This is a genomic window from Pseudomonas sp. COR18, from assembly GCF_048568395.1.
GTDB lineage: Bacteria > Pseudomonadota > Gammaproteobacteria > Pseudomonadales > Pseudomonadaceae > Aquipseudomonas > Aquipseudomonas fuscovaginae_B.
On sequence record NZ_CP183808.1, the window covers coordinates 3,248,778 to 3,261,366 of the forward strand.

The following is a 12,589-nucleotide window of genomic DNA, read 5'->3' on the forward strand; positions in this document are numbered from 1 at the left end:
CCGCGAATTATAACGACGGTTTCTCTCCTGTGCCATCCGAAAACTCCGAAAGCGTCATGTGAAGAAAGGTCGCGGCAAATTCGTCGGCGGACAGCGGTAGGCTGACGATGTAGCCCTGGATCTGTTCGCACCCTTCGGCCGTGAGGAATGCCTGCTGCGCCAGGTTTTCCACGCCCTCGGCGATGATCGTGAACTGCATGCTGCGGCCCAGGGCGATGATGGCACGGACGATCGCGGCGTCGTGGGGGTCGTCCGGCAGGCCGCGGACGAATGACTGGTCGATCTTGAGGATGTCCAGCGGCAGGCGCTTGAGGTAGCTCAGCGAGGAGTAGCCGGTGCCGAAGTCGTCGATGGCCAGTTGCACGCCCAGGCGCTTGAGCTGGTGCAGGACATCCAGGGCCTCTTCGGTCTGGCTCATGATGAAGTTTTCGGTGATTTCCAGTTGCAGGCAGCCGGGGCGCAGATGGTGGCTCTTGAGCAGTTGTTCGATGCGTGCCAGCAGGTTCGGCTGGCGCAATTGTGCGCCGGCGAGGTTGACCGACAGTGGGCCGAATTCGCCGTAGCGCAAGGTCCAGCGTTGCATCTGGCGGCAGGCGCGTTCCAGGACCCAGTCACCGATCTGCAGAATCATGCCGTTGTCTTCCGCCAGCGGAATGAAGTGCTCCGGAGGCACGTCGCCGTAGGTCGGGTTGTGCCAGCGGATCAGCGCTTCGGCACCGACCAGTGCACCATCGTCGAGGCTGATCTTGGGCTGGTAGTAGAGCACCAGTTCCTGGCGTTCGATGGCGCGGCGCAACTCGTGTTCCAGCGCGACCCGTTCGCTGGCCTGGGCGGTGAGGTCGCGGGTGTAGCTTTCGACCCGGTTGCGGCCCTTGGCCTTGGAGCGGTACATCGCCGCGTCGGCGTTCTTGATCAGGGTGGCGACATCGGTGCCGTCGCCGGGATAGAGGCTGGTGCCGATACTGGCGCTGATGAAGAACTCGTGTTCGCCGGCCTGGAACGGCGCGCTGAAGCAGTCCAGCAGCTTGTTGGCCAGGTGCTCGGCGTCGCTGGGCTGGTGCAGGCCGGGCAGCAGGATGATGAACTCGTCACCACCCAGGCGGGCCACGGTGTCGATATCCCGCAGTTGCTCCTTCAGGCGCTGGGCGATGCCCTTGAGCAGCAGGTCGCCGACCGGGTGGCCGAGGCTGTCGTTGATATGCTTGAAACGATCCAGGTCGAGGAACAGCACCGCGCCCTGGCCGCCATTTTCCTGCTGGCTGTTCAGCGCCGCCTGCAAGCGGCTTTCGAACAGGGTGCGGTTGGGCAGGCCGGTCAGCGGGTCGTGGTGGGCCTGGTAGTCGAGCCGCGCCTGGGCGTGCTTGAGGCTGGAGATGTCGGCGAACACGGCGACGAAGTGGGTGATGACCTGGTCGCGGTTGCGCACGGCGCTGATGGTCAGCCAGCTGGGATAGAGTTCGCCATTCTTGCGCCGGTTGTAGATCTCGCCCTGCCAGTGGCCGTCGGCGCTCAACTGGTGCCACATGGCGGCGTAGAAGGCGCTGTCGTGCTGGCCCGAGGCGAGCAGGCGCGGGGTGTTGCCCAGGGCCTCGGTTTCGCTGTAGCCGGTGATTTCGCTGAAGGCGCGATTGACCGCGCTGATGTGCTGCCGGGTGTCGGTGATCAGGACGCCTTCGGCGGTGCTTTCGAAGACCGTGGCGGCCTGTTGCAGCTTCTCCTGCATCAGGTGGCGTTCGGTGATGTCCCGGGCGATGGTCAGCATGCAGTCTTCGCCGCCGATCGGCAGGGGGCGGCTGGAGACTTCGCAGAGGCGGATCTGCCCGTCGCTGCGGCGGATATGGCAATTGAAGTCGCGGACGAAGCCATCGCGTTGCAGCAGTTCGAGCATGTGCTTGCGCTCGTTGAGGTTGACCCACAGACCCAGATCCATGGCCGAGTGGTCCAGCGAGCTGGCGCTGTTGTAGCCGGTGAGGCGGGTGAAGCCTTCGTTTATTTCCAGCAGCATGCCGTCGCGCTGGCGGCTCAGCAGCATGCCGTCCGGAGAGGCGTGGAAGGCCTTGGCGAATTTTTCCTCGGAGGTCTGCAGTTGCTCCCGGGTTTCCTTGAGCTGGCTGATGTCGCGCACCACGACCACCAGCGCGGGGGTGGTGTCGAGTTCGAAAACCTCGGCGGAAATCAGCCCGGTGAACAGCTGGCCGTTGCTGCGGCGAAAGGGCATTTCCAGGTTGCGGAGGCTGCCACCCTGCAGGCGCTGGAGGAGGCCGGGACCGACCCCCTCGATGCCCCAGATGTTGAGTTCGGTGGCGCTCCGCCCCAGGACCTGCGCGGCGCGCAGGCCAATCTGTTCCTCGAAGGCTTCGTTGACCTCCAGCAGGCAGCCGTCCGATAGCCGGGCGATCACCAGAATGTCGGGGCACTGCTGGAATACCGAGGCGAATTTCTGCTCCGACAGGCGCAGCGCCTCCTCGGTGTGCTTGGTTTCGCTGATGTCGATCATCAAGCCACGGATGACCAGATCATCACCCTCTCCGATCAGGCTGACGATGTCGCGCACCCACAGGGTCCGGCCGTCGGCGGTGATCACCCGATAATCGAGGCTGTGGTCGAGGCCGGCCAGGACCTGGTGATCGAAGAAGGCGTGGGCGCGGGTGAGGTCGGCAGGGTGGGTGATGCTGCGCCAGAAGCCCGGTACCAGCCAGTGGGCCAGCGGGTAGCCGAGCAGGGCTTCGGCGTGCGGCGAGACATAGGTATAGGTGTAATCCTCCATCCGTGCTTCCCAGGCAATCGCCGACAGGCTCTCCACCAGGCCGCGGTAGTGGTACTCGCTGCTGCGCAGTTCCTGTTCGAGGGCCACCCGCCGGGAGATCTCCGAGCTCAGGCGCCGGTTGACGCGGATCACCACGGCGAGCACGGTGACCAGCAGTAGGACGCCCGGCAAGCCGTAGCTGAGGATATCGACCCAGTACGAGGGGCCGCTCATGACGTTGCCGACCCAGTGTTTCTGGATGGCGTCGACTTCGGCGGGGCTCATGTCGGCCATGACCTTGTCGAGAATGCCCACCAGGATCTTCTGCTCCTGCGGCACACCCATGGCCAGTTGGTAGCGGTAGGGCGTTTCGCCGCTGACATACAGGCCGTCGAGCTTGAGTTGGCGCAGGCTCCAGACGGTGGAGGCGAGATCGCCGACCACGGCATCGACCTCGTCGGTGGCCAGGGCCTGGAGGGTCGAGCTGACGTTCGGCAGGGCGACCAGGTTCAGGTCCGGATGATGGGTGCGCAACAGCTCGTGGGGGGCGTAGCTTTCGACCACGGCGATCTTCAGTCCATACAGTTCCTGCAGGTTGCGCGGCTTGGCACCGCCCTCATGGGCGAGGATGACGATCGGAAAGTCCAGGTACGGGCGGGTGAAGGCCAGGTAGGCCCGACGTTCCGGCGTGGACATCACGCCGGGCAGCAGGTCGAGCTTGCCATCGCGTGCCTGTTGCAGCACCGCTGCCCAACTCATCGGCTCGGCGGGTGTGAGCCTGATGCCCAGGCGTTTTTCCACCAGTGCCATGTAGTCGGCGGACAGTCCCTGGTGGCGTCCGTCTTCATCGCGAAACTCAAATGGCGGCCAGGCGCTATCGATGCCCAGGCGAAGCTCCGGATGGGCCGCGAGCCAGCTACGTTCCTCATCGGTGAGACTCAACGCGCCAGCCGTTGCGGTCCAGGCGAGCAGCGACAGCAGTAGCAGGGCTGGCAGTCTGGGCATAACGGTCTCGTTATGGCACGGGGATTGTTTCGAGTGTAGACGGGCTGTGGGGGAGGAGAGGCTTTTGTACCCTGCTGAAAAGCAAAACCCCCGGCGGGCCGGGGGTTTTGTCCATCACTCGTCGAGGAAGGAGCGCAGATGCTCGCTTCGCGTCGGGTGACGCAGCTTGCGCAGCGCCTTGGCTTCGATCTGACGAATCCGCTCGCGGGTCACGTCGAACTGCTTACCGACTTCCTCGAGGGTGTGGTCGGTATTCATGTCGATGCCGAAACGCATCCGCAATACCTTGGCTTCACGGGCGGTAAGGCCGGACAGCACTTCGCGGGTGGCTTCCTTGAGGCTTTCAACGGTGGCGACATCGATTGGCGACTGCATGGTCGAGTCTTCGATGAAGTCACCCAGATGAGAGTCTTCATCATCACCGATCGGGGTTTCCATGGAGATCGGTTCCTTGGCGATCTTCAATACCTTGCGGATCTTGTCCTCAGGCATTTCCATGCGTTCGCCCAGCTCTTCCGGCGTCGGCTCGCGACCCATTTCCTGCAGCATCTGCCGGGAAATACGGTTGAGCTTGTTGATCGTCTCGATCATGTGCACCGGAATACGGATGGTGCGGGCCTGGTCGGCGATCGAACGAGTGATCGCCTGACGGATCCACCAGGTGGCATAGGTCGAGAACTTGTAGCCACGACGGTATTCGAACTTGTCCACCGCCTTCATCAGGCCGATGTTGCCTTCCTGGATCAGGTCGAGGAATTGCAGGCCGCGGTTGGTGTACTTCTTGGCGATGGAGATCACCAGACGCAGGTTGGCTTCAACCATCTCTTTCTTCGCGCGGCGGGCCTTGGCCTCACCGATCGACATGCGACGGTTGATTTCCTTGATCTCGGCGATCGTCAGGCCGGTTTCGGCCTCGAGTGCGGTCAGCTTCTGCTGGCAACGGATGATGTCCGGCTGCAGGCGGCCGATGGCTTCGGCGTACTTGGCCTTGCCCTTGGCCAGGGCATCGCTCCAGCTCTCGTCGATTTCGTTGCCAGGGAACTGGCGCAGGAAATCGGCGCGCGGCATGCGGGCATCACGCACGCACAGCTGCATGATGGCGCGTTCCTGCTGACGCAGGCGATCCAGGGCGCTGCGAACGCGCTCGACCAGGATCTCGAACTGCTTGGGCACCAGCTTGATCGGCATGAACAGGTCGGCCAGGATCAACAGTTCGGCGATGGCCGCCTTGTTGTGGCGGCCGTGCTTCTTCAGCGCCTTGCGGGTGATTTCCATCTGCTCGGCGACGGCGCCGAAACGCTGTGCCGCAACGACCGGGTCCGGACCGCTTTCGGCCTCTTCCTCGTCGTCACCGCTTTCGGATTCTTCGTCTTCGTCGTCGTCGCCGTCGTCCTTGCCGGACTTGGCATCGACCGGTGGCGGAACTTCGGCGGCAGGCGGCGCGGTGCCGTCGTCCGGGTCGATGTAGCCGCTGAGAACGTCGGACAGGCGGCCACCTTCGCTGGTGACGCGATTGTACTCGTCGAGGATGTATTCAACCGTGCCAGGGAAGTGCGCGATGGCACTCATGACTTCACGGATGCCCTCTTCGATACGCTTGGCGATTTCGATTTCGCCTTCACGTGTGAGCAGCTCCACCGTGCCCATTTCGCGCATGTACATGCGCACCGGGTCGGTAGTGCGACCGATGTCGGTTTCCACAGCCGCGAGCGCCGCAGCTGCTTCTTCGGCAGCGGCTTCGTCGGTATCGGCTTCGGCCAACAAAAGGGCATCCGCATCCGGAGCACTCTCGAATACGTTGATCCCCATGTCGTTGATCATGCGGATGATGTCTTCCACCTGTTCCGGATCTGAAATATCCTCCGGCAGGTGGTCGTTGACCTCCGCGTAAGTCAGGTAACCCTGCTCACGACCACGGCTGATCAACTCTTTGAGGCGAGACTGCTGTTGCGCTTTTCCGGACATAACACCCTATCCACTGAAGGTCTTGGCGGGCAAAAAACAAGCCGAGGATTATACCTGAGCTATGACCTCACGCGCCAGTTGAGGTCGGGTTTGATGCAGGAACATCGCGTTTGAGCAATTCGAGCAGCAGGGATTTCTCCTCGGCGCTCAACTCGCTCTGTCGCGATTTCCTGAGAAGTTGTTCCAGCTTTCGCTCGCGCTGGCGGGCTGACAAGCTAGTTATGGTGTCGAAAAACTGTTGTTCAAGGTTTTCTCCGTCGATCAGCCACTCCTTTTCCGCCAGACGGGTCAGCAATCGGCCCTGTTCGGTGCCGTGCCAGCGCGAAAGCATCTGAATGGAGCTTAGCTGAGGATTCTTCTGCAAGGCCTCGAGCAGGGCCACCAGCAACTGGGTCGTGCTGTTGTCTTCATCGGCGAAGTGACCGGCGGTCTCGACCTTGCCGGCCAGTTGCGGGTAGTGAATGAGCGTGCGCACCGCGGCCTGGATCGGCGGCTCCACCGGCGCCGGGACCCTGGGTGGGTGTGGCTGGTCGCGATCGCCGCCACGCTTGCCGTTCTTGTCCCAGGGTTTCTTTTCCCACTTCTTGCCGCCGCCAGCGGATTTCTTCGGCGTCCACTCCTGCTGCTGGGGCACGTAGGCCTCCTGCGGCTGGTGGTAATCCGAATAGTCCGGGTGGTCCGAGTAGTCCGGAGTGAAGCCGTAGTCGATGCCCGGGTCGTAGGCACCCGGCATCTGTGCTGGCGCGCTTTGCGCCAGTTGGCTGACCGTTTCGCTGCTCAGGCCGGTGATTTCCGTCAGCCGCTGGCGCATCAGGATGCGCAGGTTGGCGCCTGGCACCTTGTCGATCAGCGGGGCGGCGAGGGTGGCCATGTGGGCCTTGCCCTCCAGCGAGCGCGGGTCTGCCTCTTCCGTCAATTGCTGGAAGAAGTAGTCGGCCAGGGGTTGCGCATGCTGGTTGATCCGGGCACGGAAGGCGTCGGTGCCTTCGGCGCGGATCAGGGTATCCGGGTCTTCGCCTTCCGGCAGGAACAGAAAGCGCGCGCGCCGGCCGTCCTGCAGGCTGCTCAGGGTGGCCTCGAGCGCGCGCCAGGCGGCATTGCGGCCGGCCTGGTCGCCGTCGAAGCAGAACAGCACGCTGGGCACCACCCGGAACAGGCGTTTCATGTGCTCTTCGCTGGTCGCGGTGCCCAGGGTGGCCACGGCGTTGCGCAGGCCCTGCTGGGCCAGGGCGATGACGTCCATGTAGCCCTCGACGACGATGATCTCGTCGAGGTTGCGGTTGTTCTTGCGCGCTTCGTACAGGCCGTAGAGTTCCTGGCCCTTGTGGAACACCGGGGTTTCCGGTGAGTTCAGGTACTTGGGCTTGTCGTCGCCGAGCACCCGGCCGCCGAAGGCGATGATGCGGCCGCGGGTGTCGCGGATAGGGAACATCACGCGGTCGCGGAAGCGGTCGTAGCGCTTGCCGGTTTCGGCGTTCTCGATCAGCAGGCCGGCGTCGATCATGGCCTTCTGCTGCAGCGTGTCGCTGGACAGGTGCTTGAACAGGTTGTCCCAGCCCGGCGGGGCGAAACCCAGGCCGAAGTCGCGGGCAATTTCGCCGGTCAGGCCGCGGCCCTTGAGGTAATCGACGGCAGCCTTGCGCGCCGGATGGCTCTTGAGCGCCTGGCGGTAGAATTCGGCGGCCGCGGTCAGCAGCGGATAGAGCGGCGAGTCGGTCGGCTGGCGTGGCTTGCGCCCGCGGCCGTTGTCCCTTTCCTCGCGGGGGACTTCCATGCCGGCAGCTTTCGCCAGCTCCTCGACAGCCTGGGGGAAGTCCAGGTTGTCGTGGTCCATGATGAAGCCGAGGGCATTGCCCCCTGCGCCGCAGCCGAAGCAATAGTAGAACTGCTTGTCCGGGCTGACGCTGAAGGACGGGGTCTTTTCCTTGTGGAAAGGACAGCAGGCGGTGTAGTTCTTGCCGGCCTTTTTCAGTTGCACGCGCGAGCTGACCACATCGACGATGTCGGTACGGTTCAGAAGGTCGTCAATGAAGCTCTGGGGTATCAGCCCGGCCATGGCGTTCTCGTTGTCACTGCGCTGCTGGGAGATCCCGAAAGGGCCTGTCGACGTGAGGCATGCAGGCCTGTTGGCTGCGCGACCGTTCGTCGTCTGCTCAAGCATCGTCGGGAAATGTATCTGTCGAAACCGGCTGACCTTGAATCGGGCGGCCTGTCGAATTTCGATTTGTACAATGTCGCTGTCGGGCCCGCTGGAGGTCAAGGTGACCACGGATTTGCCGCAAGCTGGAAAGGGTGTGCTCGCCGGTAGCCTTGTTAGGCTCGTCAGTAAAGACGTGCACCGCTGGCTATAAGCCAGTTCTGACGTGGTGAAGCGGGTTCGTCTGGGCCGCATCGGCGGCTTTGACGGTGAAGCTCAAGCGATATCCGCAAATGCCATTAGCCCGGCTGAGGGCCGGGCTTGGCAGAAGCTTGCAGCGAACGTCTGTGTATTAGTACAGACGAACGGCGCGGCGCTGTTCGCGCTGAACTTTCTTGGCGTGACGCTTGACAGCAGCAGCTGCCTTGCGCTTACGCTCGGAAGTTGGCTTCTCGTAAAATTCGCGGCTACGAACTTCAGCCAGAACACCGGCTTTTTCGCAGGAGCGCTTGAAACGACGCAGAGCTACGTCGAAGGGTTCGTTCTCTTTAACTTTGACGGCTGGCATCCAGAGCTACCTTCATTCATTACCGGGGTCGACGTCCTCAGGCAAAAGCGCACTGGAGATCATCGGTTTTTAAGGGTTGCGGATGTTAACCCCTCGGGACGCGGAATGCAAAGCCTCTGATCGAAAACCGCTGGTCGGAGCTGGGGGGGACGACTATCATGCGCGCCTTCGAATTCAGCCTCAGGGCGCAAACCCATGCTAGTACTGGGATTAGAAACCTCCTGCGACGAGACCGGCGTCGCGCTGTACGACAGTGAGCGCGGCCTCCTGGCCGACGCGCTGTTCAGCCAGATCGACCTGCACCGGGCCTATGGTGGCGTGGTGCCGGAACTGGCTTCCCGCGATCACGTCAAGCGCATGCTGCCGCTGATCCGCCAGGTGCTGGCCGAGGCCGACTGTGCACCGACCGAGATCGATGCGATCGCCTATACCGCCGGCCCAGGGTTGGTCGGCGCCTTGCTGGTCGGCGCCTCGTGCGCCCAGGCCCTGGCTTTCGCCTGGGATATCCCGGCGTTGGGCGTGCACCATATGGAAGGTCATCTGCTGGCGCCCATGCTCGAGGAGCAGCCACCGGAGTTTCCTTTCGTCGCCCTGCTGGTCTCCGGCGGGCACACGCAGTTGGTGCAGGTCGAGGGTATCGGTCAGTACAGCGTGCTGGGCGAAAGCCTGGACGATGCCGCCGGCGAAGCCTTCGACAAGACCGCCAAGCTGATCGGCCTGAATTATCCGGGCGGCCCGGAAATCGCCCGGCTGGCTGAACAGGGTGTGCCCGGGCGCTTCGTGTTCCCGCGGCCGATGTGCGACCGTCCGGGCCTGGAGTTCAGCTTCAGCGGCCTGAAGACCTTTGCCCTCAATACCTGGCAGCAGTGCGTCAGCGCTGGAGACGACGGTGAGCAAACCCGTTGCGACATCTCGCTGGCCTTCCAGCAGGCAGTGGTGGAGACTCTGACCTTCAAGTGCAAGCGGGCGTTGAAGCAGACCGGCATGAAGCGTCTGGTGATCGCCGGTGGCGTCAGTGCCAACAAGGCCTTGCGCGAGTCCCTGGAAAAAATGCTCGGCGACCTGAAGGGCGAGGTGTTCTATGCACGCCCGAGGTTCTGCACCGATAACGGCGCGATGATTGCCTTTGCCGGCTGCCAGCGCCTGCAGGCCGGGCAGCATGAAAGCCTGGCGATCAGCGTACAGGCGCGTTGGCCGATGGAGCAGTTGCCGCCACTTTGAGGCGCTGTGGCTCGGCTTTCACGGGCAATATCTAGAAATGCCGTTCGCGGCCTGCGAAAAGGTCGCGTAGATTGCCACGGTGGCGCCATACGATCAGCCCGGTCAGTACGCTCATCGGCAACAGCGCCGCCGGCTCCTGCCAGGCCAGCAGCGGCAGGGTCAGCGGTGTGGCGATCAAGGCGGCCAGCGAGCTGGTGCGGGTGAGGTAGAAGGTCAGGATCCAGGTGGCGATGGCCAGCAGGGCCGCTGGAGGGTAGAGCCCCAGCAGCATGCCGGCCGCTGTCGCCACCCCCTTGCCGCCGCGAAAGCGGAAATAGAGGGGAAACAGGTGGCCAAGAACGGCGCAGACGCCGATCCAGGCCTGTTGTTGCAGCGTCATGCCGGCAAGCCCGGCGATCAGTACCGGCAGCAGGCCTTTGAGCAGGTCGCCGAGTAGCGTCAGGATCGCCAGTTTCTTGCCGGCCAGGCGCAGCATGTTGGTGGCGCCGGCATTGCCCGAGCCACTCATTCGCGGATCGGGCGTGCCGGTCAGGCGGCTGAGCAAAATGGCGAAGGACAGAGAGCCGAGCAGGTAGGCGAGGATCGCCAGTAACCAAAACATGCTAACTATTCCGGGCGAGGACGCCCTGATTCTAACGGCGCATTGCGCCCTTGTCGTGCTGCGGAGAAGAGTGCTTGGACAGAGTGTTTATCGAGGGCCTGGAAGTCGACACGGTGATCGGGGCCTACGACTGGGAGCGCGGCATCAGGCAATGCCTGCGTCTTGACCTCAGTTTCGCCTGGGACAACCGCCCGGCCGCGGCAGGGGATGACCTGACCCTGGCGCTCGACTACGCCAGCGTGTCGACGCGGATCCAGGCTTTTGCCGAGCAGTCGCAGTTCCAGTTGGTGGAAACCTTTGCCGAGCGCCTGGCCGAAGTGCTCATGAGCGAGTTCCAGATTCCCTGGCTGCACCTCAAGTTGACCAAGCCGGGGGCGGTTGCGGCCGCCAGGGGCGTGGGCGTGGAGATCGAGCGCGGATGTCGCTAACTCAGGTTTATCTCGGGCTCGGCAGCAACATCGAGCGCGAAACCCATTTGTGCGCCGGTCTGGATGCCCTTGCCGGGTTTCTGCAGGATATCCGCTGCTCGGCGGTGTTCGAGAGCCAGCCGGTAGGGATCAGGAGCGGACCGTTCTTCAACCTGGTGGTGTCGGCCCTGACCGATCTGCCGTTGATGGAGCTGGATCGTCGACTGAAGTTCATCGAGGCCGACAACGGCCGTTATGCGCCGGATCGCAAAGGCTTGCCGCTGGATATCGATGTCCTGCTGTATGGTGAGCAGGTAGGGAATTTCGACGGGCTGATCCTGCCGCGTGCCGAAATCCTGAAAAATGCATTCGTATTGTGGCCATTGTCGCTGATTGCGCCGCAAAAGCTGCATCCCGAAGCCGGGAAGAGTTTTGCGACGTTGTGGCGCGAGGCGCGGATCGATCAGGTGCTGGCTCCCGTTGCGTTCGAATGGCGCGGCGAGCAACTGACACCCGCCGCGTTGCTGGCGGCATCGGCCTGAGCCCAAGCCTCATCAGCCTGTGGGAGCTGGCTTGCCAGTGCGGCGTCCTTGATATAGCGCAGAGCTTTGCGGGCAAGCCCGCTCCCACATCGGACCGTGCTCTTCAAGGGGCGGTCGTGTTTTTCTCCTTGTAGGCCTTGAGGGCGGTCAGGCGTTCGCGGCGCAGCGCCTCGCCCAGTGCCGGTCCCTTGTAGCCCTTTTCGATCAGCGGCTGAACCGCGACGGCCTTGGCCGCCTGCGCCGCGCCGCGCAGGTAGGCGGCCTGCGGATAATCCCGCTGTTCCAGCCCCTGGCGCCCGCGGGCATCCATCTCACAGGCGGCGATGAATTCCTCGAAACGTTGCGGCCGACGATAGACATCGAAACTCTGCAGTAGCTCCAGCAGGGTCGAGGCTTTCAGTTCGAGAGCACGATGGCCGTGGGTGTGATACTCACCGACCAGCAGGGCCAGTTCCTGGCAATCGCGGGGCACCTTGTAGCGCTCGTTGACGGCCTTGATCAGAGCAAGCCCCCTGGCTTCGTGGGCAATGTGCCTCGGCCATTCCTCCTCGGGGGTGAGACCCTTGCCCAGGTCATGCAGCAGGCAGGCCCAGCGTACGGTCAGGGGTTGCTGGTGGCGGGCGGCCTGTTCCAGCACGCTCAGGGTGTGCCGACCCGTATCGATCTCCGGATGGTGGGCGGCTGGCTGCGGGACACCAAAGAGGGCATCTATCTCGGGAAACAGCACTGCCAGGGCGCCACATTCGCGCAGTACCTGAATGAATACCTGAGGCTGTTCCTCCATCAGGGCCCTGGAGATTTCCTTCCAGCTGCGCTCCGGTGTCAGCACCTCCAGTTCGCCCGACTCCGCCAACTGACGCATCAGTGCGAGCGTCTGTGGCGCCACCGTGAACCCGAGGCCGGCATAACGGGCGGCGAAGCGGGCAACGCGCAATACACGCAGGGGATCTTCGGCGAATGCCGGGGAAACGTGCCGCAATACGCGATTTTCGAGATCCTGCTGGCCGTGGTAGGGGTCGGTCAGGTTGCCGTGGTCGTCTTCGGCCATGGCGTTGATCGTCAGGTCGCGACGGATCAGGTCCTCTTCGAGGGTGACCTCGGGACTGGCATGGAAGGTGAAACCGCCGTAGCCGCGCCCGCTCTTGCGCTCGGTGCGGGCCAGGGCGTATTCCTCGCCGCTTTTGGGGTGGAGAAACACCGGGAAGTCCGCTCCGACCGGGCGAAAGCCCCTGGCGAGCATCTCTTCACTGGTGGCACCGACCACGACCCAGTCGATATCGGTGACCGCGCGGCCCAGCAGGCGATCACGTACCGCACCGCCGACTTTATAGATCTGCATGAAAAACCTCCGTTGGCCGGACAGGATAACCTGTGTTGTCCGCCAACGGAGGTGTCTG

General features: G+C 63.2%; 9 protein-coding genes. 3 read left to right on the plus strand and 6 right to left on the minus strand.

Annotated elements, in window-relative coordinates:
- Positions 1-7 precede the first annotated feature (7 nt).
- From ACM62G_RS14985 to rpsU, 4 genes are all read right to left on the minus strand, one after another.
- Positions 8-3,751, minus strand: a complete 3,744-nt coding sequence (locus tag ACM62G_RS14985; RefSeq protein WP_419737429.1) for a bifunctional diguanylate cyclase/phosphodiesterase — start codon at positions 3,749-3,751, stop codon at positions 8-10.
- 114 nt (positions 3,752-3,865) lie between these two features.
- On the minus strand, positions 3,866-5,716 hold the full coding sequence (gene rpoD / locus ACM62G_RS14990) for an RNA polymerase sigma factor RpoD (RefSeq protein ID WP_054057032.1): 1,851 nt from the start codon (positions 5,714-5,716) through the stop codon (positions 3,866-3,868).
- A 67-nt stretch (positions 5,717-5,783) separates the two neighbouring features.
- The gene (gene dnaG, locus ACM62G_RS14995; protein WP_273825972.1) at positions 5,784-7,772 is read right to left on the minus strand and encodes a DNA primase; all 1,989 of its coding nucleotides are present in this window, start codon (positions 7,770-7,772) and stop codon (positions 5,784-5,786) included.
- Between the two features lie 433 nt (positions 7,773-8,205).
- Positions 8,206-8,421, minus strand: coding sequence for a 30S ribosomal protein S21 (gene rpsU / locus ACM62G_RS15000; RefSeq protein ID WP_002551877.1), 216 nt, complete (start codon positions 8,419-8,421; stop codon positions 8,206-8,208).
- Between the two features lie 195 nt (positions 8,422-8,616).
- Here rpsU and tsaD point away from each other — a divergent pair, with 195 nt between their 5' ends.
- The gene (tsaD, locus tag ACM62G_RS15005) at positions 8,617-9,642 is read left to right on the plus strand and encodes a tRNA (adenosine(37)-N6)-threonylcarbamoyltransferase complex transferase subunit TsaD (protein ID WP_054057029.1); all 1,026 of its coding nucleotides are present in this window, start codon (positions 8,617-8,619) and stop codon (positions 9,640-9,642) included.
- 31 nt (positions 9,643-9,673) lie between these two features.
- On the opposite strand, the gene plsY is transcribed toward tsaD, so the two are convergent.
- The gene (gene plsY, locus ACM62G_RS15010) at positions 9,674-10,243 is read right to left on the minus strand and encodes a glycerol-3-phosphate 1-O-acyltransferase PlsY (RefSeq protein WP_054057028.1); all 570 of its coding nucleotides are present in this window, start codon (positions 10,241-10,243) and stop codon (positions 9,674-9,676) included.
- Positions 10,244-10,317: 74 nt separating this feature from the next.
- On the opposite strand from plsY, the gene folB reads away from it, so the two are divergent.
- Both folB and folK read left to right on the plus strand, forming a co-directional pair.
- Positions 10,318-10,671, plus strand: a complete 354-nt coding sequence (gene folB / locus ACM62G_RS15015) for a dihydroneopterin aldolase (protein ID WP_054057027.1) — start codon at positions 10,318-10,320, stop codon at positions 10,669-10,671.
- Positions 10,662-11,192, plus strand: a complete 531-nt coding sequence (folK, locus tag ACM62G_RS15020) for a 2-amino-4-hydroxy-6-hydroxymethyldihydropteridine diphosphokinase (RefSeq protein WP_054057026.1) — start codon at positions 10,662-10,664, stop codon at positions 11,190-11,192. The genes folB and folK overlap by 10 nt, the downstream gene beginning before the upstream one ends.
- Before the next feature lie 103 nt (positions 11,193-11,295).
- Here folK and ACM62G_RS15025 read toward each other — a convergent pair whose 3' ends face one another.
- Entirely contained in the window at positions 11,296-12,531 is a 1,236-nt protein-coding gene (locus tag ACM62G_RS15025) for a multifunctional CCA addition/repair protein (RefSeq protein ID WP_273825971.1), read from the minus strand.
- Positions 12,532-12,589 lie beyond the last annotated feature (58 nt).

Coding starts and splice junctions, on each gene's coding strand:
- rpsU (WP_002551877.1), bottom strand. CDS start 8,421: ATGCCAGCCGTCAAAGTTAAAGAGAACGAACCCTTCGACGTAGCTCTG.
- rpoD (WP_054057032.1), bottom strand. CDS start 5,716: ATGTCCGGAAAAGCGCAACAGCAGTCTCGCCTCAAAGAGTTGATCAGC.
- ACM62G_RS15025 (WP_273825971.1), bottom strand. CDS start 12,531: ATGCAGATCTATAAAGTCGGCGGTGCGGTACGTGATCGCCTGCTGGGC.
- ACM62G_RS14985 (WP_419737429.1), bottom strand. CDS start 3,751: ATGCCCAGACTGCCAGCCCTGCTACTGCTGTCGCTGCTCGCCTGGACC.
- folK (WP_054057026.1), top strand. CDS start 10,662: ATGTCGCTAACTCAGGTTTATCTCGGGCTCGGCAGCAACATCGAGCGC.
- plsY (WP_054057028.1), bottom strand. CDS start 10,243: ATGTTTTGGTTACTGGCGATCCTCGCCTACCTGCTCGGCTCTCTGTCC.
- tsaD (WP_054057029.1), top strand. CDS start 8,617: ATGCTAGTACTGGGATTAGAAACCTCCTGCGACGAGACCGGCGTCGCG.
- dnaG (WP_273825972.1), bottom strand. CDS start 7,772: ATGGCCGGGCTGATACCCCAGAGCTTCATTGACGACCTTCTGAACCGT.